The 20,450-nt window shown below is 54.0% G+C and carries 15 protein-coding genes; 7 read left to right on the top strand and 8 right to left on the bottom strand.

Features of this window, described 5'->3' with window-relative positions; translation table 11 throughout:
* Positions 1-296: 296 nt before the first annotated feature.
* The 5 genes from QOY30_RS08410 (at position 297) to QOY30_RS08390 (ending at position 7,918) form a co-directional block, all read left to right on the top strand.
* Positions 297-3,689 (top strand): transglutaminase family protein, encoded by a 3,393-nt coding sequence (locus QOY30_RS08410; protein ID WP_283744179.1) that lies wholly within the window; start codon positions 297-299, stop codon positions 3,687-3,689.
* Positions 3,690-3,789: 100 nt separating this feature from the next.
* Positions 3,790-5,244, top strand: coding sequence for a circularly permuted type 2 ATP-grasp protein (locus tag QOY30_RS08405; RefSeq protein ID WP_283744178.1), 1,455 nt, complete (start codon positions 3,790-3,792; stop codon positions 5,242-5,244).
* The gene (locus tag QOY30_RS08400; RefSeq protein WP_283744177.1) at positions 5,238-6,212 is read left to right on the top strand and encodes an alpha-E domain-containing protein; all 975 of its coding nucleotides are present in this window, start codon (positions 5,238-5,240) and stop codon (positions 6,210-6,212) included. Before QOY30_RS08405 ends, QOY30_RS08400 begins: the two co-directional genes overlap by 7 nt.
* 68 nt (positions 6,213-6,280) lie before the next feature.
* Complete coding sequence (locus tag QOY30_RS08395) at positions 6,281-6,988, top strand: proteasome-type protease (protein WP_283744176.1); 708 nt, start codon at positions 6,281-6,283, stop codon at positions 6,986-6,988.
* A gap of 147 nt (positions 6,989-7,135) precedes the next feature.
* A complete protein-coding gene (locus QOY30_RS08390; protein WP_283744175.1) occupies positions 7,136-7,918 on the top strand; it encodes a proteasome-type protease in 783 nt (260 codons plus the stop codon).
* 121 nt (positions 7,919-8,039) lie between these two features.
* On the opposite strand, the gene QOY30_RS08385 is transcribed toward QOY30_RS08390, so the two are convergent.
* From QOY30_RS08385 to QOY30_RS08375, 3 genes are read right to left on the bottom strand one after another with little or no spacing between them, the layout of a single operon-like run.
* Entirely contained in the window at positions 8,040-10,706 is a 2,667-nt protein-coding gene (locus QOY30_RS08385) for an ATP-binding cassette domain-containing protein (protein WP_283744174.1), read from the bottom strand.
* 1 nt (position 10,707) lies between these two features.
* A complete protein-coding gene (locus QOY30_RS08380) occupies positions 10,708-11,580 on the bottom strand; it encodes a branched-chain amino acid ABC transporter permease (RefSeq protein WP_283744173.1) in 873 nt (290 codons plus the stop codon).
* A gap of 3 nt (positions 11,581-11,583) precedes the next feature.
* Positions 11,584-12,801 (bottom strand): ABC transporter substrate-binding protein, encoded by a 1,218-nt coding sequence (locus QOY30_RS08375; protein WP_283744172.1) that lies wholly within the window; start codon positions 12,799-12,801, stop codon positions 11,584-11,586.
* Positions 12,802-13,112: 311 nt separating this feature from the next.
* On the opposite strand from QOY30_RS08375, the gene QOY30_RS08370 reads away from it, so the two are divergent.
* Together QOY30_RS08370 and QOY30_RS08365 are read left to right on the top strand one after the other, a co-directional pair.
* Positions 13,113-14,969 carry a hypothetical protein gene (locus QOY30_RS08370; protein ID WP_283744171.1) on the top strand — a complete coding sequence of 619 codons (1,857 nt, stop codon included), beginning with the start codon at positions 13,113-13,115 and terminating at the stop codon, positions 14,967-14,969.
* 152 nt (positions 14,970-15,121) lie between these two features.
* Positions 15,122-16,825 (top strand): hemerythrin domain-containing protein, encoded by a 1,704-nt coding sequence (locus QOY30_RS08365; RefSeq protein ID WP_283744170.1) that lies wholly within the window; start codon positions 15,122-15,124, stop codon positions 16,823-16,825.
* A 79-nt stretch (positions 16,826-16,904) separates the two neighbouring features.
* Here the strand turns inward: QOY30_RS08365 and QOY30_RS08360 are convergent, their stop codons facing one another.
* The 5 genes from QOY30_RS08360 to cysG all read right to left on the bottom strand — a co-directional run bounded on the left by QOY30_RS08360 (position 16,905) and on the right by cysG (position 20,450).
* Positions 16,905-17,198: a TusE/DsrC/DsvC family sulfur relay protein gene (locus tag QOY30_RS08360; protein ID WP_283744169.1), complete on the bottom strand. Its 294-nt coding sequence runs from the start codon at positions 17,196-17,198 to the stop codon at positions 16,905-16,907.
* Positions 17,199-17,273: 75 nt separating this feature from the next.
* Positions 17,274-17,501 (bottom strand): hypothetical protein, encoded by a 228-nt coding sequence (locus QOY30_RS08355; protein ID WP_283744168.1) that lies wholly within the window; start codon positions 17,499-17,501, stop codon positions 17,274-17,276.
* Positions 17,502-17,539: 38 nt separating this feature from the next.
* Positions 17,540-18,112: an ankyrin repeat domain-containing protein gene (locus QOY30_RS08350; protein WP_283744167.1), complete on the bottom strand. Its 573-nt coding sequence runs from the start codon at positions 18,110-18,112 to the stop codon at positions 17,540-17,542.
* A 17-nt stretch (positions 18,113-18,129) separates the two neighbouring features.
* Positions 18,130-19,023 carry a hypothetical protein gene (locus QOY30_RS08345; protein ID WP_283744166.1) on the bottom strand — a complete coding sequence of 298 codons (894 nt, stop codon included), beginning with the start codon at positions 19,021-19,023 and terminating at the stop codon, positions 18,130-18,132.
* A gap of 47 nt (positions 19,024-19,070) precedes the next feature.
* Positions 19,071-20,450 (bottom strand): siroheme synthase CysG, encoded by a 1,380-nt coding sequence (cysG, locus tag QOY30_RS08340; RefSeq protein WP_283744165.1) that lies wholly within the window; start codon positions 20,448-20,450, stop codon positions 19,071-19,073.

Genomic DNA, 20,450 nt, shown 5'->3' with positions numbered 1-20,450 from the left:
TCAGTAGGTTAAGGTGATTATGAAAAGCTGCAGTCAAAAACGGCTTGAACCGTTCCACAAATTATTCGCGCCGGAGATTATCAGTAAAAACCGTTACGGGATATATGCCAAAAGGTATAGACCTATCCCTACCCCGTGCACAGATGAATGCACCAGCAAATGACACGGCGCCCTGAATAGGAGCATGAGTTTCACCCCTACCAGCCATGTGTGATGAATATTCATCAAAAATTGGCGTGGCTTGCTTCGTGCTTATACAGGAGGGATACCGATAATCCCATCCTGAAAGAGTTTCGATGACCATCCGCGTTGCGTTAAACCACCAGACAAGCTACAGCTTTGACCGTGCAGTCAATCTCTGGCCGCACGAGGTCAGGCTGCGTCCTGCCGCGCACAGCCGCACGCCCATACTCAGCTATTCGCTCAATATCGAACCTGCCGGTCACTTCCTGAACTGGCAGCAGGATCCTTTCGGCAACTGGGTCGCCCGACTGGTGTTTCCGGAGAAAGCGGAATCGCTGAAGATCACGGTCGATCTTGTAGCGGACATGACGGTCATCAATCCTTTCGATTTTTTCATTGACGAGTTCGCTGAAAATTTTCCATTTGAGTATCCGGATGGATTGAAACGCGAACTCGGTCCGTATCTTGAAGCCGAGCCAGCTTCCCCGTTGTTGGCCGATTGGCTTGACCGCACTAAGAAGGAGTTGCTCGGCAAGCCGCTGCGTACTATCGACATGCTGGTCGGCATCAACCAGCGCATCAAGGATGATGTGGGCTATATCGTGCGCCTTGAGGCGGGCGTGCAGACACCCGAGCAAACCCTGGAGCTGAAGCGCGGCTCATGCCGGGACTCGGCTTGGCTGCTGGTTCAGGCCCTGCGTCACCTGGGCCTTGCTGCGCGTTTTGCCTCGGGTTATCTGATCCAGCTGAAGGCCGATGTGAAGGCGCTCGACGGTCCTTCCGGCACCGATCACGACTTCACCGATCTTCATGCGTGGACTGAAGTCTATATTCCGGGTGCCGGTTGGATCGGACTGGATCCGACCTCCGGTTTGCTGGCAGGCGAAGGCCATATTCCGCTGGCATGCACGGCGATGCCGGCTTCGGCTGCACCCGTGATCGGCGTCACCGAAGTGTGCGAGACGCATTTTGATTTTTCGATGCAGGTGACGCGTATCCATGAAGATCCGCGCGTGACACAACCCTATACCAAAGCGCAATGGCAGGCGATACTCGACCTCGGGCATCAGGTAGATGCCGAGCTGATAAAGAACGACGTGCGCCTCACCATGGGCGGCGAACCTACCTTTGTGTCCATCGACGATATGGACGGCCCGGAGTGGAATTTCACCGCCCTCTCGGACAAGAAACGCGAGCTCGCGGGTGAATTGATCAACCGCTTGCAAGGACACTTTGCGCCGGGCGCCCTGCTCCATTTCGGTCAGGGAAAATGGTATCCGGGTGAACCGCTGCCGCGCTGGGCGCTGGGATGCTACTGGCGCACGGACGGCAAACCGCTGTGGAACGACCGCACATTACTGGTTACAAAAGACGGAGATGGTTCTCACAAAACAGAAGATGCGCTGCACTTCATGCAGCGTCTCACGCAAGAACTTGGGCTGAATGAACGCTTGGTGATACCGGCATATGAAGATGTGGCTCAAATTATCGATCAGGAACAGAAATGGCCCGAGAACTTGGACCCGCTCCATTCCGACCTGAAAAAGAGCGATGAGCGTCGTCGGCTGGCAAAACTGATCGAACGTGGTTTGGGCGAGGCGGTGGGTTATGTTCTTCCTCTCAAGGCATTGCCACCCAAGGTACAGAAGAGCGCTTCCAAAGCAGCGCTTGCGATGGGCTTCCGCTCCAGCGCCTGGCCGTTGCGGCGTGAACACTTGTATCTGATCGCGGGTGATTCGCCGCTGGGCTTGCGCCTGCCGCTCGCCTCGTTGCCCTGGGTTGCTCCCGCAGACAAAGAGGAAGAGTTCGGCCGCGATCCGTTCGATGCTACCGACGAAGCTCCCGATGCCGGTCTGCCTCAGAAAAAGCCGCAGGCTGCGGCCGATTCACGCAAAGGGGGTTACGATCCACGAGAAATCATCCACACTGCCCTGTGTGCAGAAGTACGCTCTGGTGTCCTGTGCGTCTTCTTGCCGCCGGTACCCTTGTTGGAAGACTTCGTGTCGCTCATCGCGGCAATAGAAGCCTGCGCTTCGGCATTGAAGTTGCCATTGCGGCTGGAAGGTTACACACCACCGTCAGATCCCAGGCTGAAAGAATTCCGCATCACGCCAGACCCCGGTGTGATCGAGGTCAATATCCACCCGTCCGGTACATGGGTGCAGTTGGTGCAGAACACGCAGACGCTCTACGAGGAAGCGCGCCTGACAAGACTCGGCACGGAAAAGTTCATGCTCGATGGACGCCATTCCGGCACAGGCGGTGGCAACCACGTCACCATAGGTGCAGCGACTCCGGCAGACTCGCCCTGCCTGCGGCGGCCGGATGTGCTGATGAGCCTGATCACGTATTGGCAGCACCATCCCGCCTTGTCCTATCTGTTCTCCGGCATGTTCATCGGCCCCACCAGCCAGGCCCCGCGAGTGGATGAAGCGCGCCACGAAAGTCTGTACGAGTTGGAGATTGCGTTCCAGCAAATGACGGAGCATTTGAAATCGGGCGAGGAGAATCTGCGGCCGTGGCTGGTGGATCGATTGCTGCGCAACCTGCTGGTCGATCATTCCGGCAACACGCATCGTGCCGAGTTCTGCATCGACAAGCTGTATTCGCCCGACAGTGCTACGGGGCGCCTGGGCCTGCTGGAGTTCCGCGGCTTCGAGATGCCGCCGCACGCGCAAATGTCGCTGCTGCAAATGTTGCTGCTGCGCGCACTGCTCGCTCGTTTCTGGCAGACGCCTTACCGCGGCAATCTCACGCGCTGGGGAACCGGGTTGCATGACCGTTACATGTTGCCGCACTTCGTGGCGCAGGACATGCGCGATGTCGTGCTGGATCTGCAACGTGCAGGCTATGACTTCGAGTTCGAATGGTTTGCACCTTTCCTCGAGTTCCGCTTCCCGCGCTTCGGCACGGTGGTCTATCACGGTATCGAGATCGAACTGCGCCAGGCGATCGAACCGTGGCATGTGCTGGGCGAGGAAGTCGGGGCCGGCGGCACGGCACGCTATGTCGATTCCTCGGTCGAGCGCATGCAGATCAAGGTGAGCCACATGAACGACAACCGGCATATCGTCACCTGCAATGGCCGTCCCCTGCCGCTGACGGCGACCGGCACGCGCGGCGAATATGTGGCCGGTGTGCGTTACCGGGCATGGTGCCCGCCTTCCGGCCTGCATCCGACCATCGGCGTGCAGGCACCGCTGGTGTTCGATCTGGTGGACAGTTGGAACGGCCGCTCCATCGGCGGCTGTACCTATCACGTTGCCCATCCCGGCGGGCGCAACTACGATACCTTCCCGGTCAATGCCAATGAAGCCGAGGCACGGCGCGTGGCGCGCTTCTGGAATCACGGCCATACGCCGGGCGAGATGCATGTCCGGCGCGAAGGGCGCAATCCCGATTATCCGCTGACGCTAGATCTGCGCCGTGCGCCGGAACCGATGATGGAAGGTGCTGCCGGCAAGGCCAGCGAGTTGATAAAGCCCGAGCAAAAGACAAAAAAATAGGGGTACTCCAATAAAGGAAAAGGAAATTTGCTGCTGTAAGTCCAAGTCGTGGCACGGTATTCGCTAAGCAATACTCAATACGTGGAATAAAGAACAGATCATGGAAATTTCCCTGTCGGAATATAAACGCATAACGGCCTACGATGAACTGTTCGATGCCAACTTGCGCCCGCGCAGCGCGGCGCAGCCCCTTTTCGACTACCTGAACTCGCTGGATGCCAACGAATTGCTGGCACGCCGCCAGGCGGTGGAAGCGAACATCATGGCCATGGGGATCACGTTTACCATCTACAGCGAAGCGGGCAACATCGACCGCGCATGGCCATTCGATGTCATCCCGCGGGTGATGAGCCGCACCGAATGGGACCCGATCCAGGAGGGGCTCAAACAACGCCTGACCGCGCTCAATCTGTTCATCAATGATTTGTACAACAAACAACAAATCATCAAGGATGGCGTGTTCCCGCGTGAAGTACTGGAAGGCTCGGTCAATTTCCGCCCCCAGTGCGTGGGTGTGACGCCCCGCTTTGGCGTGTGGGCACATATTTGTGGCACCGACTTGGTGCGCGACCGCGACGGTACGGTTTATGTGCTGGAAGACAACCTGCGCGTTCCTTCCGGTGTGTCCTACATGCTGGAAAATCGGCAGATCATGAAGCGGATATTTCCAGAGGTGTTTCGAACCACCTCGATCCTGCCGGTGGATGACTACCCTACCCAGCTTTACCAGACGCTGGCTGCATTGTCACCGCGTCCAGGCGACCAGCCGGTGATCGCCGTGTTGACTCCAGGCATCTACAACTCGGCCTACTTCGAACACAGTTATCTCGCCCAGCAAATGGGTGCCCATCTGGTGGAAGGACAGGACTTGCTGGTTGGCACCGACGACAGGGTGTACATGAAGAACATCTTCGGTTTGCAACAAGTGGATGTGATCTATCGGCGCATCGACGATCATTTCCTCGACCCGGAGGTGTTCAGTCCCGACTCCATGCTCGGCGTGCCCGGCTTGATGCGCGCCTGGCGCAAGGGAAACGTGGGCATTGCCAATGCGCCGGGCGCGGGCGTGGCGGATGACAAGGTGGTGTACGCCTTCGTCCCCCAGATCATCCGCTACTATCTGGATCAGGATCCGATCCTGGCCAATGTACCCAGTTATCTGTGCATGTATCCGGACCAATGCGAACATGTATTGAAGAATCTGGATAAGCTGGTGGTCAAGCCTGCCAACGAATCTGGCGGATACGGCATGATGATCGGCCCGCGTGCGGACGAAGCCGAACGCGCAAAGTTTGCGGATCTGATCCGTGCCAATCCGCGCAATTACATGGCGCAGCCAACGCTCGAGATATCCACAGCACCGACCCTGGTCGATGGAAAATTGGCCCCGCGCCATTTGGACCTGCGCCCCTTCATACTGCAATCGGAGAAGCTCTATGTGACGACCGGCGGTTTGACGCGGGTCGCGCTGCGGGAAGGATCATTGGTGGTGAATTCTTCGCAAGGCGGCGGCAGCAAGGACACCTGGATCGTAGAGGAGATGCCGTCATGCTAGCCCGTGCTGCTCAAAACCTTTACTGGATGGCGCGCTATCTGGAGCGCGCTGAAAATACCGCGCGACTCATCAACAGCACGACGGATGTGTTGCTGGATCTGCCGCACGGCGCTACGCTGGGTTGGGATACGCTGATCAAAGCCGTCGGGCTGGATGAATCCTTCAGCAAGCACTACACACAAGCCAACGAGGATTCGATCATGCGCTTCATGATCGAGGACGAACAGAACCCCAGTTCCATCCTGTCCTGTGTGAAGTACGCAAGGGAGAACACCCGCACTCTGCGCGAGTTGCTGCCCGAGGATCTGTGGGAATGTATCAACAGCTTGTATCTTTACCTTCGCGCCAATGCCAACCAGGCAACGACGAGCCGCCGTGAAAGATACCTGGTCTTGAACAATGTCATCGCAAAGCGGCATGCGATCGTCGGCCTCATCTCGGGCGTGATGGCGCACGACATGGCGTATCAATTCATCCGGCTCGGGCGAAACATCGAACGTGCCGACATGACCACGCGCATTCTGGACATCAATTTCGCGGTATCCATCCCGGAAGACATGGCGCTGTATGAGATGAGCGTGGAAAGATTGTGGATGAATACTCTTAAAGCGCTTTCCGCCTACCAGACTTATCGGCGGCTCAAGGCCGTGCATGTGAGCAGCAAGAACGTGATCGAGTTTCTGATCAACGACGAACATTTTCCGCGCAGCCTGCTGTATTGCCTGAATGAGATGGAATCCTGTCTGCGTGTAGTTCCATTTTCTGAAACTGTGTTGAGTACAGTCAGAAATTCGAGGACGAATTTGCTCAGGCTTCTGTCCGATAACCTGCACAACGGCGAACTGCACGAGCTGTTGGATTTGACCCAGAAAGATCTGGGAGAGATCAATGCCGCCCTGAACAAGCAATATTTCCATGCCAAAGTCGGTCAGCAGCAAAGCCAGTCAGATGCTGAAATGGTCCAGTGATTATTGGAACAATATAATTCCATCAACGAAACATGACTTACTGCCTATCGGTCAACATTGACGCCGGAATGGTTTTCTGTTCGGACTCGCGTACCAACGCGGGATTCGACAATATTTCGACCTACTCAAAGATGCACCCCTTCGTATGGCCGGGAGATCGTGTTTTGGTATTGCTCTCGGCAGGAAATCTGGCGACAACTCAGTCCGTTCTAAAACGTCTCAATACTGACTTGGACAAAGCGGCACGGCCCAACCTGCTCAATGTGGCCAACATGCATGAAGCGGCAGACTATGTGGCATCTGTCAGTTGCGAAGTGCAGAAGCAACAATCCTTGCGCGATAGTTCCGGGAGCAACCTGGAAGCGACGTTTATTCTGGGCGGGCAAATCGCGCATGGCGCCCCAGAAACATTGCTGATCTATGCCCAGGGCAACTATATCCATGAATCCAATGAACATCCGTTCTTGCAAATTGGTGAGATTAAATATGGCAAACCTATTCTGGATCGGGTCATCAAACGCAACATCCAGCTTGAGGTGGCTTCACGTTGTGCTTTGGTGTCCATGAATTCGACTATCCGCAGCAACCTGTCGGTCGGGGCACCGGTAGATATGCTGATCTACTCCAAAGACTCCCTCAGTGAGGGACGTCGATTCTCATTGACCGAAGACGATCCATTTTATAAGAGTATCGCCCAATCCTGGAGTTCTGGACTGGTTCTGGCACTGGATAATTTACCCCGCTTCCCTTGGGAAACCGATCAGACTATCAAGTGATTCGGTGGTGATTGAGACGTCGCGACTTTCTTCTGTGCGCTTTCCCACCCGGCGTAAATTATTTGGGTTTGCCGATTGTCAAAGCTCATGTTACTGTTTCTTTACTACGCTTGCCCAGCGGCGCCGCGGAATATTCAAGGGAATGAAATGACCTATTGTTTTGCCATCAATACTAAAGCGGGATTTGTATTGTGTTCCGATTCACGTACCAACGCCGGTTTCGACAATATCTCGACCTACTCCAAGATGCATACCTTCGTGTGGCCCGACAACAGGGTGTTTGCGCTGCTTTCAGCGGGCAACCTGGCCACAACCCAATTGGTGATCAAGCGTATCAAGGCCGATCTGGACAGCGGAGCGATCCCCAATCTGCTTGCCGTCAAAAATATGCAGGAGGCTGCAGATTATGTGGCCACGGTCAGCACCAGCGTGCAAAATCTGCACGTCGTGCGGGACAGCGGCAATGTCAGTTTTGAAGCAACGTTCATATTGGCCGGACAGATCGGAACTGACCGCCACGAAACACTGATGATCTATCCGCAAGGAAACTTCATCCACGAATCGGACGAACACCCGTTCCTGCAGATCGGTGAAGTCAAATACGGCAAGCCCATACTCGACCGCGTTATCAAGCGCGATACCCTGCTGGCTCCGGCTGCCCGTTGCGCCCTGGTGTCGATGAATTCAACCGTTCGCAGCAACCTGACCGTGGGCCACCCTATTGATTTACTGATCTATGAAACAGGCAGTCTGAATTTCACGCATCAACTTTGCCTGACGGAGGAAGACCCCTTCTCGAAACAACTATCAGAAGCATGGAACAAGGGGCTGGTGGCAGCTCTGGATAATCTGCCAAGGTTCTATTGGGAAAATTCAGTTGGCAATTCCGCCGGGGAGCCAGCCGCAAGTACACTTTATACAGGCGGCTGACCCGGGCATAAACGATCGGCAGGTGCAATCAAAATCCGGTAAAGAATCGATTTTCTTCCCTGCCGGAATACACAGAATCACTGCGGCGCTTATCCACGCCGTTCATGCTATTTTTCGCGCCTTACCCCAGATAAGCAGCCAGCACCCGCTCATTCCTTGAAAGGTCCTCGGGCGTACCTTCCACAGCAATGCGGCCATGTTCCAGCACGTAAGCATAGTCCGCCACTTCCAGGGCACTCTTGGCGAATTGCTCGACCAGCAAGAGAGTGATGCCCGCTTCCTTCAACTTTTTGATGATGACAAAAACTTCCTGAACGATCACCGGAGCCAGGCCCATGGACGGTTCGTCCAACAGGATGATCTTGGGGTTGGCCATGAGGGCGCGTCCTATGGCCAGCATCTGTTGTTCTCCCCCCGACAGTGTGCCTGCCGCCTGCTTGCGCCTTTCGAACAGGCGCGGGAAAAGCGCATAGACTTTTTCCAGATCGACATTTGCCTTGGTCCTGAAACCAAAAACTTTAGGCAAACGCGTATAGGCACCTAGCAACAGATTGTCTTCGACACTCAGGGGAGCGAATATCTTGCGGCCCTCCGGTGAGTGCGCCAGCCCCAGACGAGCGATCTTCGAGGCGTCCAGTTGCTGCACTTCCTTGCCATCCAGCAGCACCTTGCCCGAGGTGGGTTTCAGCATTCCGGACAATACGCGCATGGTTGTCGTCTTGCCTGCGCCGTTGGCACCGATGAGCGCGACGACGGAACCCGCCCGCACTTCAAAACTGGTACCGGTCAACACTTCGCTCGCACCATAGCCTGCATGCAGATCTTCCACGCGCAGCAATGGGGTTTCTCCAAGCTTGCGCGACGAGTAAGAGCTTTCCTTGCTGTCGCCCAGATAGGCTGCGATCACGCGCGGATCGCGCTTGACGTCATCGGGCAGACCCTGAGCGATGATCTTGCCTTCGTCGAGGACGGTGACGAAATCGCACACTTCGTTCACCACGCTCATGTGGTGCTCGATGAGTATGGTGGTGATTCCACGCGCACGGATCCTGCGCACGATCTCGTTGAGCTTCAGTACATCCGGATGCGCCAGTCCGGCAGCCGGTTCGTCCAGTATCAGCAGTTTGGGTTTGCGCGCCAGGGCGCGTGCGATCTCCAGGAAGCGCTGGGCACCGTAAGGCAAATCCTTGGCCTTGGTTCTTGCATCGCCAGCCAACCCCACCAGTTCCAGCAGTGCGAGAGAGTCGGCCTGGGCTTTTTTCTCCTCGGCATATGCAAATCCAAGCAGAACAAGCGGCAATGATTTTTTATACGCGCCTTCGCAAGCGACCATCACGTTTTCGAGTGCACTGAGCTCGGCAAAAAGCTGGAGGTTCTGAAAGGTACGCGCAATACCGGCTTGCGAGACTTTAAACAGGCTGCCCTTGGGGAGTTCCTCACCGTGCAAACGCAACTGGCCTGCGCTCGGCGCATACAAGCCGGAAATCACGTTGACCAACGTACTCTTGCCGGAGCCATTGGGACCGATCAGCCCGTGTATATGCCCTCCCTGCACTTGCATCGACACTCCGTCGACTGCCTTGATGCCGCCGAAATGGCGTTTGACGTCGATGAGCTCAAGCAGCAATCCTGTATCTTCCTGCCTGGGCAAAACCGCCTCGAGTGCAGTGGCATCGGGTAATGGCCGTGCCGGCACCTTGAAGAGCCGGGTCAGTTGCTTTTCGGCAAAGCCCATCAGCCCCTCGGGCAGTCCCACTACCACCGAGAACAGCATCAATGCAAAGATCGCCTTGCGCCAGTCTTCGGTGTTCTGCACCAGCAGGCTACCTGCCACGAGCAGTGCCATGCTCACGATGGGTGCTGCCACCTGGAACGAGATTCTGCGCTGCTTGCGGATGCTGATTGTTCCCGCCACCAAAGCGATAAAGAGTCCGATAAAGGAAAACGCCTGGAACAGCGAACGGCTGGAGAGCAGATTGGGCAACAGCACGATCAGGCACGCACCGACAAATGCGCCCCACAGACTCTTTCGTCCACCCAGCACCACACCCAGCAACAAAATGACCATCAACTCATAAACGAAGCTGCTGGGTTGCAGGAATTGGAAATTGAAAGCATAGAGGCCGCCAGCCAATCCGCCCAGTCCCGAGCCCAGCGCAAAAGCGGCGACCTTGTGGCGGAACACACCGACGCCCATGGCATCGGTGGCAATGGGACTGTCGCGCAGTGCTTCGAATGCCCTGCCCCAGTGTGAGGAAAGCAGATTCTTCATGGCTATCCAGGTGAACGCCAGAAGTACCAGACACAACCAGAAGAAAGCTTGCGGGCCGAGATGCAGACCGAACAGCAGTGGCCTGTCCACTTGCAGACCTTGCGCACCCTGGGTGATGCTCTCGAGTTCGTTCAGCGTGGTTGCGGTCAGCGCCGAGAAACTGAGTGTCGCCAGCGCGAACTGCGGGCCTTCGAGGCGCAGGGCTGGGAAAGCCAGCAATCCGCCAAACACGAATCCCACCAGCAGGCTAGCAAGCAAGGCTGGCAACATCGAGAAGCCGAAAACCATCACGCATAATCCACCAGCGTAGGCACCCAGACCCAGGAAGGCAGCATGTCCGAGATTGACCTGGCCCAGATAACCCACGCTGACATCGAGCCCGATGAGCAAGATGCCGTAGATCGCGAGAAGTGTCAGCAATCCCAATACGTATGAATTGCTGACAGCCAGGGGAATACAGGCGAGCAGCATAAAGGCGATGAGCTCTGCGCCATTGACGAGCAAGATTCTTTTCAACTTATACTTTCCTTATGCTGGCTTTGCCGAATACCCCGTTGGGTTTCATGGCCAGAGCCAAAATCAACAAGATCAAACCGGGTGCCTCGCGCCAGCCGCTGCCAATATAAAAACTTGCCAGGCTTTCCAGCGCACCCAGAAAAAGTCCGATCAGAACAACGCCGAATCCGGAATCGAGGCCGGCTACCACGGCAACCGCAAACGCTTTTAGAATAAGCGCCGAGGCCATGGTGGGGCCGACAGTCGTGATGGGAGAAACCAGAATCCCGGCCATGGCTGCGACCATGCCGGACAAGGCGTAGGACAACATGATGGTTCTTCTTGCAGAGATGCCCATCAGTTCAGCCGCATCACGATCGGCCGACACCGCTTCGAATGCCTTACCCCACAAAGTCTTGCGCTTGAACAGCTCGATCATTCCCATTACGGCAAACACACCGATAGCCACCGACAGTTCGACAGCCGTGACGCTGATGCCGAGGAAATGCATAGGATCGGAGGAGATGGGCGTAGGGAAAGGATGATCATCCCTGCCCCAGATATTCTCGGCCGCAGAAAAACTGAACAGGCCAAGGATGATCGTCATCAATATCCAGCCTTCGCTTTTTTGCTCCAACGCGAGCCGTACCGCCAGGCGCTCCACTACCAGCCCGAGTAACGCACCGCACAATAGTCCGGCCGGCACCATCAGCCAGTAAGGAAAACCGATGTTGGTGAATGTCAGGCTGATAAAGGCCGAGAGCATGACCAGCTCTCCCTGGCCAAAATTGATGCTCTTGCTGGTCGCGAAAGTGAGTTGAAAGCCGTAGGCAATCAGAGCGTAAACGAGGCCCATCAGGGCCCCGCTTACCCCCATTTGGAGGATGACTTCCATAATTTACTTTTCTTGCTTGATAAGGCGCTGCTTGTCCGCTTCGTTACCGAAAACTACGCGACCGTCTTTGACCATGCCCATGACTGCATTCTCACGACGGAACGCTTCATGAGTCTGTTCGACTGCCGGGTTCCACTTCGAGAATGGATGCTTCCAGATTGCGATCACACCTTTTACCGGCTCCTTCAGGTCTTCCAGTGCAAGCTTTATCTTCTTCGTGTCGGTACTCTGCGCCTGCTTCACAGCTGCTGCAAAAATATAAACTGCGTCGTAACCCTGCGCGGCGGAAACCGGCGAAGGAATACGGTCTACATGATATGCCTTGTGGTAACCCTCGATGAAGCTTCTGGCCTTCGCCGTGATGGGCTCCTCAATGAAGGTCTGCGGCATCAAGGTGCCGTTGCCGTTCTTGCCGGCGTTGTCGATGTAGTTCGACATCGAGAGAGTCCAGCCGCCTATCAACGGAACATTCAAACCAATCTTGTCCATGCCGTTCGCAACTGCCGCGAGTTCAGGTCCGATACCCCAGATCAGGACCGCTTGGGCGCCTGCCGTCTTGGCCTTCAGCAACTGGGCTGTCATGTCTTTGTCACCGATATTGAATTTCTCGGTGGCGACCACTTCCAGTTTGTTGCCCTGGGCTTTGATCTGCGTCAGCAAGTCATCGCGACCGGAAACACCGTAGTTGGTTGAGTCGTACAAAAGGGCAACCTTGGTCAGTTTCCTGTTGATCGCTTCCTCAACCACCATAGCGGTCTGGATACCGTCATCAGCGGCGAAACGGAATATTGAAAGATCGGGCACACCCGCTTTGCTCCACTGCATCATCGAAGCAGAACCTGCGGCGGGAGTGATGATTTTGGTGATGCCTTTTTCCTGCAGGTGTTTGTCGCCCGCAATGACCACGCCGGTGTTGACCGAACCGATCACGCCGGAAAGATCATCCATCGAAGCAAGCTCTTGTCCGATCAGCGCGCCGCGATCGTTCTTCGCTTCATCGTCGCGCTCGATGGTTTCGATCTTCAGCTTTTTGCCGCCGACATCGATCCCGCCAGCGGCATTGATCTCATTGATGGCAAGTTTGGCGCCATCACGCATGGAAGTACCCATAGGCGCAGAACCGCCGGTGAACGGCCCGGTAATTGCCAGTTTAATGGAGTCGGCAGCAAATAGTTGTGCAGAGAACCCGAGCAGCAATGTAGCCAGCAGAGTCTTTTTCATGTTTTCTCCTGTGTCGAAACGGTAATTGAATCAAGAGGCATATTCTAACTTGAATCTTTCCCTTAACGCATTCTTAACGCGTTTTTAGCCTTAATTTAAAGATGGGATATTCTCCAGGCTATTTTGATATGAAGCGGGACTTCTTGCCTCGCTATGTAAACGTGATGTTGTAATTATTTGCAATTCCATATATGTTTCATGGGTATTGAAAATACAGCAATTCTTGACTCATCAAAAATTCGCTAGCCAAAAATATTATGTGGGGATTGATTCAATCCGATGACCAAGTCTGAAACTGTTGTAGGGCATAAATGAGCGATAGACGCAAATCACGGATTCATTCTGGAGTCGTTTTCGCGGCACTGTTCGCGATTTTCGCCCTTGCTTCGTGCGGTGGCGGTTCTGCGGCTGTTGGCGCTGCCACGGGCACCACTCCCAGAAGTTGCAGTGCAATTCAGAACACCACACCTACCCAACCTAGCATATCCACCATTGCTGCAACGGATGCTGCCATCGTTGCTACTCCGTATATTAATTCGGGGGCTTCAGTACAATATTACTGCGATTGTAGTGGGCCGAATCAAGCATGTGCTGCTGCGGGTTCTACGCAGGGAAGTGACACTGCCGGATCAGGAACCCAGGCATCTCCGTACCAAACGATAGATGCTGCAATGACATGGCTGAACGGAGGTGCCAATAGAACTGCTGCTCTTTGTCGCGGTGGCTCATTTACACCAACATCTACAGGGATATTTGTTTTTGTTCTTTCAGCCAATGCGTCCTGCGCAAGCGGAAGCATTTGTAACGAGTTAAGGGAATACCCAATTGGGGGGGCTGGACTAAAGCCAATTATTAACACGCCCACAGGTAACCACTATTTGATTTCGACAACAAATGGCGGTGGTGGCTACCGATTCATGAACCTAAAACTCCAGGGGTCACCCTTCCCTCATGTGGGTGGTCAGGCTGCATTTTTCCTTTACTCAAATGCCTCAATAGGTATGCCGCCTGTACACGACATAGCAATAGAAAATGTCGACATGGATAGTTTTGATACGGGCGTTCAGGATACTGTAACCACCACTAACAACATTACGATCATCGGCAATCACTTCACCAACATCTTAAATTTCGGGTATCTGGGAGGGACTTCAAATTTGACGGTATCCTATAATTCCTTTGTCGACACCGGCAGCGATAACAAATTTGATCATGCTGTTTATCTCGCTTCTCATGAGCCGGTATCCAACGTGTCTATCGTCGGAAATTTCATCAAGGGGTTTAGTACGGTCAGTGGCAGCACTAAGTGCATGGGGTCTCCCTTGATAGGGCACGCAGCCGTAACGAACCTGACGGTAAGCGGGAATGTGGTAATCGAAGATATGAACGCGGATCCGGGATGTTACGGGATGGGTTTTAACAATACGACAGGAGCGGCGGGGGGCATTTTTTACAGGAATGCATTATTTTCAGACAACATCGTGGTTAATGGTGGCAACAACGGGATCAACATCACCAGTTGCCCGTCTTGTGCAATTGAAAACAATTTGATCATTTCCCAATCCGATTCGGGCGGGGCCGCAATATCGACGCCGGCGAGTTCAGCCCGCCCACAGGATGATGTTGAGTGTTATGCCAAAATTGTTAACAACACGGCTTATTATGAAACGACAAGCACACAGGGCATGACCGGCATTGTAGTCAGCGGCGAGGGCAGTGGACATATCGTTGCCAATAATACGGTAATGTATACAGGGATATCGCATGCACTAAATAGCACAAGTTGTTTCTCCTATAACCTCCCGCTTGCATCGTACGACTTCATCAATAACAACAACTGTTTTTCTAACGATCCCGTGACAATATGGGTATATCGACAACCTGTGAGCACGTTGGCTGATTGGCAAAAATATTCCGCAACAGCGGGTTTATCAGGAACAGGATTTGATACCGCATCATCCTTTGCAAATCCATGTTGGTCGTTCGCAACACCTCTAACCATTCCCACTTTGGACGAAACCCAGACAGGTGCGCAGCTGTTTAAATCATTTTTCGCACCCCCCGCAGGTTCACCACTGCTTGGTAAAGGCAATACTGCGAATGCTCCCGCAACCGACATAACGAACACCGCAAGATCCGCTGCTTCGAGCATCGGTGCTTACCAGTAATAACGAATCATCTGGGCGAGCGATGTTCTCAACAGCAAGAACCAGTGTTGCCTTTTACACCGGCCGCTATCAGATTAATGTATGTGACAATGTGCTATGGAAAGATAAAACTGCATATGGCAAACTCATATACCGACGCTTGAGGATAGACTGTGCTCAAAATACGCTTCAGTAAAATATTTCATCAAGTTCAGCCTTATCTCGCTGCGCTAGCAGTCATTCTTGTTGTGACATTGCTCGTTATCGCGATCTATTTCACCGATCTTGGCATGCAATGGATCACGTTCCTGACTGGCGTTCTGATTGCGGCGGTGCTCGGCATGACCAGTCGAGCATCGCAGGCAGAATGGATCAATACACGCCGTACAGCTCAATTGACCTTGGCCAAGGATAAACTGGAGCAGGAAACGCTTCTTCGCAAGAAGGCTACCGAGGACCATCAGCAAACGCTTTTGCAGCTGCAGCAAACCGAGCGCGCCTTTGGACGGTTGATCCCGCACCAACTGCTGGCATTGATGGGCAAGAGCAACATTCTCGACGTCAAGCTGGGAGACCAGTTCGAACTCAAATTAACAGTCATGTGTACGGACATCCGCAACTTCACCACCTTGTCCGAGAATATGACTCCGCAAGAAAACTTCAACTTTCTCAATTCCTATCTGGCACAGATGACGCCTATCATCAGTTCTCATCGCGGCATCATCGATAAATATATAGGCGACTCCATCCTGGCGCTTTTCACACAAAGTGCCGACGATGCTGTTAGTGGCGCTATTCACATGCTTGAGAATCTTGAGAAATACAATTCAGGGCGGGCTCGGGCCGGCTACGCCCCGATGCAGATCGGGATCGGTCTCAACACCGGACTGGCCATGATCGGTACCGTAGGGGGAACAAGCCGCATGGATAGTACTGTCATTGGAGATGTGGTCAATCTGGCTTCACGCATCGAAGACGCGACCAAGAGTTACTTTTCCCCGCTTCTAATCAGCCAGAACACCCTTTATGATCTTGCGATCCCGGGAAAATACGACATTCGCTTTCTGGATCGCATCCGGGTAAAGGGTAAAGTGCAACCGCTATCTATCCATGAAGTTTTTGACAACGACACCGTCAAAGTAAGAGATGCCAAACGCGCTAACAAGGTGAAGTTTGAAGCGGCGGTCGCTTATTATCATTTGAAGGAAATTCAGCGTTCAATTCAGTTGCTGACTGAATGTGTCGATACAACACCGAAGGATATTCCCGCACGCATCTATCTCACGCGTTGTGAACAATATCTGACTACCGGGCAACACTATTCCACAGGGGAACTGAACAAGCACATGGAATGGAAAAGGGAGTTTCAGGTTCACATCGATACAATCGACCTGTCACACAGGCATCTGTTCACTAAAGTCAATGAATTGATTTCTGCGTTCATCGCCGCGGACAGAAAGGCGATCCGAATAATATTCGCCTATCTTGCAAGCCACCTGATCGAAAGTGCAAGCGAGGAAGAAGCCCTGATGTATCGTCATGACTACCCGTTCCTCAAGAAACATGTGCAAGAACATAAACGATTTGTTGACGATTTCACGGGACTCAAGGAAGAAGTCGACACGGAAAATTATGACCTGCTTCACCTCTCGTTTCGTGTCCAGCTTCTGCTGTTTGACTGGTTTGGCGGACATATCGCCAACAGCGATCGTCATGCTGCACGGCATATCATTAACTCGAGGCCGCCAGACAACACTGACATCGGCTCATCGACCATTCAAATGCGTCAATTCTTATCTTCAGACTCAGACTCCGAAGAACTGCTTTCAAGGGAAAGCTCAATTGAACAATCCCCACAGAGCCACAAAATACATTAATCGCATTGCTGAATGTATTTTGATGCATCCCATCAAGACTGATCGTGGTACGCAACAAGCCCTGTAGGCATATGGAAGTTTAGACGCATCCGGTTGGCTTGGGCAGTCCGCCGTACTTGGTGATTGGTTTCATCGGTCCCGTCATCCAGATATCGAACAGCTCCTTTTGGTCCTGATCGATGTATTTTGCAAATTTGCGTATAGGCGGAACGACATTGAACTCCTCATAGTATTCCCGCGCCTTGAGGATATGAGACCACTTTTCATCGCTTAATTCATACCCGTCCGCCTCTGCCATGGCACGACCGATCTCCGGCGTCCAATCCAGCATGTCCTCAAGGTATCCATCTCCATCGCGTACTGGTATTTTCATATTCTGCTCCTAAATAATCATTGGTTTTAATGGAATCGGCTATTGCCTGCCGGAAGGTTGCTGCATGCCTGAAGTTCAGTCGTCTCCCAGTTCCGGAGCAGGGTCGCGAATCTGGTTAAGTAAATCCTCGGCATCAAATTCCGTCTCGGCATGAATCATCTTGATCATCGTGGGGGAACCCACGACCAGTTCGATGCGCAATTGTTTGACTCTGGCCGAAGCATCCCGGTAGACGTCATGCTGTTCCAGCTTTTTCAGTTGCCGAAATGGAAAATCGGTCACGTGGTAGATATAGTAGGGCATGGTTACCTCGTTCGATTTTACTCAAGATACGCGCTGTATCACGCGCTTGGACGTTTCAAAAAAGTGATGACGTTGGAACCGGGAGCATTCTTGCTGGCGCAGCTACCCTCGCCAACACCGGCATTCTGCTCGGCCTCGTGCAACAGGTTGATCACGTCCACATAATGTTTCTGTTTCACCATCATCAGTGCGGTGAATCCACCCTCATTGCATGCAAGCACATCCGCACCTGCATTCAAGAGCGCTTCAACCACCGCAGTTTCGCCGTAACCAGCAGCAAGCATCAATGGCCGCACACCATAACCGATGGCGGCCTCGATGTTTGCGCCGGCATCGATCAGTACTTGAACGACGTCGGCAAAGCCGTGCTTCAGCTCCGCGTTGTAGACTGCTTTGGACAGCGGGGTCCATCCTCGCTCGTCGCACGCATTGACGTCCGCCCCGCCCCCGATCAAAGCTTGCACCATAGCCAGGTCACCCGCATGCGCAGCCATCATCAGAACCGTTGCATTTTCACCGTCGCGAGAATTGGCATCTGCTCCCGCCGCCAGCATCAGATGGGCAGAAGCGCTATCACCTGCTTTTACTGCATCGATCAAATCTGTGTCCATGCTGTCCTCCGTGTAGTCTACTTCTGAACGGTATTTTGCAAAGCGTGACGAATCGCTTCGGGAGCCTTCATGATGTTCATGAAGCTGTTCTTGCCCATCATGCTCAGATCCGGGAAGTCGATGGCGATGCGGAAGCGCGCATACAGCGCATAGACCTTGTTGCCCGAGACCAGCACTTCGTAAGGCAGGTGCGCAGTCGATTTAACATCGTGAAAATCGATCTCGTTCATGATGTACTGATCGTCCATATACTTGTTGTCGTCGCCGCCTTTCAGCGCAACGCCAAAAACACTTTCCTGCTTGCCCGGAATATCGACACGGTAGACTTTGGATACGCCGTTCTTGTTGCTTGCCAGCTTGGTATCCACCGCCTTTACCGCCTCTTCGTAGCTGCCGTATTCGGCCAGCACGCTGGGGTCAGTGAAATATTCCATGCCTATCATGTAGTGATATCCACGCGCCTGTTTTGCCGTCATGCCCTGCGCACCGAATTCCTCCACCTTACCCAATGCAGTTGCCAACGATGCCGCCACGCCGCTCAAGTCGCCCTGCATGCGATACACGTTTGCCATATAAACCGGATTGGTGTAGCTCACCTGTATTTCTTTGCCCACTTCGGTGATCGATACGCGCTGCACTGCCCCGTACCCGCCAAACTCCGAAGCTGCCGCATTTTTCTTCAACTCATCGTTGGTGACAATGATGATGTCGGCACCCGCATAAGGTGCATATTCTCCGGCCACGGTGAAACCGGCTGTGGTCAGTGCCGTTTTCACCTGAGCCGATTTTTCGGCAACCGTTCCCGCGCTTTTCGAAGCCAGCACAAAAGGCTTGAGTATCACATCGGCAGCCTGCGCGTTCGCGCTGATGAACAGAAACAACACTGGCAACAACATACTTCTGATTGTCATACTCATCATCTTTTCTCTCCCTGTTGTTATCGGACTTGGACTGCTTATTATGATTTTTGCGGATGGAACCAGGCCAGCTTTTCCCTAAGTGCGACTACTCCGCCGACGATGATGAGAGTCGGTGCCTGCGGTTTTTCGCGCTCGGCGATGCCGGGCAGTGTCGCCAAGGTGCCGGTGAAGACGCGCTGATTTTGTGTGGTGCCCTGTTGCACGATGGCAATAGGCGTGGTGTCAGGCATGCCATGCTTGATGAGTTCGCCACACAGAGTTTCCAGTCCATGCAACCCCATGTACACCACGACGGTCTGCTTGGGACGCGCCAGTGCCTCCCAATCCAGATTCATGGTGCCATCCTTGAGATGCCCGGTCACGAACATGCAGGATTGCGCATAGTCGCGATGCGTCAGCGGAATGCCCGCGTATGAGGCCACACCGGAAGCTGCAGTAATGCCGGGCACCACCTGGAACGGAATGCCTTCTGCTGCCAGGGTCTCGATCTCTTCGCCGCCGCGGCCGAAGATGAACGGGTCGCCGCCCTTCAGGCGCAGCACGCGTTTGCCTTCCTTGGCCAGCCTTACCAGCAGTTCGTTGATCTCTTCCTGCCGCAATGTATGGTCGGCGCGCTTCTTGCCAACAAAGATGCGCTCTGCATCACGCCGCGTCATATCGACGATGGGCTTGGATACAAGATTGTCGTATACCACCACATCCGCTTTCTGCATCAGGCGCAATGCGCGGAAGGTCAGCAAGTCCGGATCTCCGGGGCCTGCACCGACCAGATATACCTCGCCACGCTGGATGTTGTCCTCATGGGCCAGCATCTTCTGCAACATGGCTTCTGCTCCGGCCTCATCCCCGATCAGCACCTTCTCTGCGACCACGCCTTCCAGCGCGTTCTCCCAGAATATGCGGCGTTTCGCCGGATTGATGACACGCGTTTTGACCAATTCGCGGAAGCGTTCGGCAAATGCAGCCAGTCGGCTGTAGTTTTGCGGAATGATCGTTTCCAGCTTGCCGCGCATCATGCGTGTCAGCACCGGCGATGCGCCACCGCTGGAAAATGCGATCATCAATGGAGAACGGTCCAGGATGGCGGGCATGATGATCGAGCACAGCTCGGGGTCATCGACCACGTTGACCGGAATATTGCGCGCTTGCGCCAATTCGGAAACCTGCTTGTTGACGCTACGATCATTGGTCGCAGCAATGATCAGCGTCACACCTTCCAGATGTGATGGGTCGAATCTCGCAACGACAGGTTGAACATGTTGTTGCTTCACCAATGAGGGATCAATCTCGGGTGCTACCACGCGCACGATCGCGCCTGCCTCCAGCAACACCCCCGCCTTGCGTTTGGCGACTTCGCCGCCACCGACCACAAGGCACAGTTTGCCTTTGACGTTATGAAATACGGGCAGGAAATCCAC

Origin of the sequence: Sideroxydans sp. CL21 (assembly GCF_902459525.1) — a bacterium.
Classification (GTDB): domain Bacteria; phylum Pseudomonadota; class Gammaproteobacteria; order Burkholderiales; family Gallionellaceae; genus Sideroxyarcus.
The sequence above is the reverse complement of the archived record's forward strand: the minus strand, read 5'-3'. Positions and strand labels throughout refer to the sequence as shown.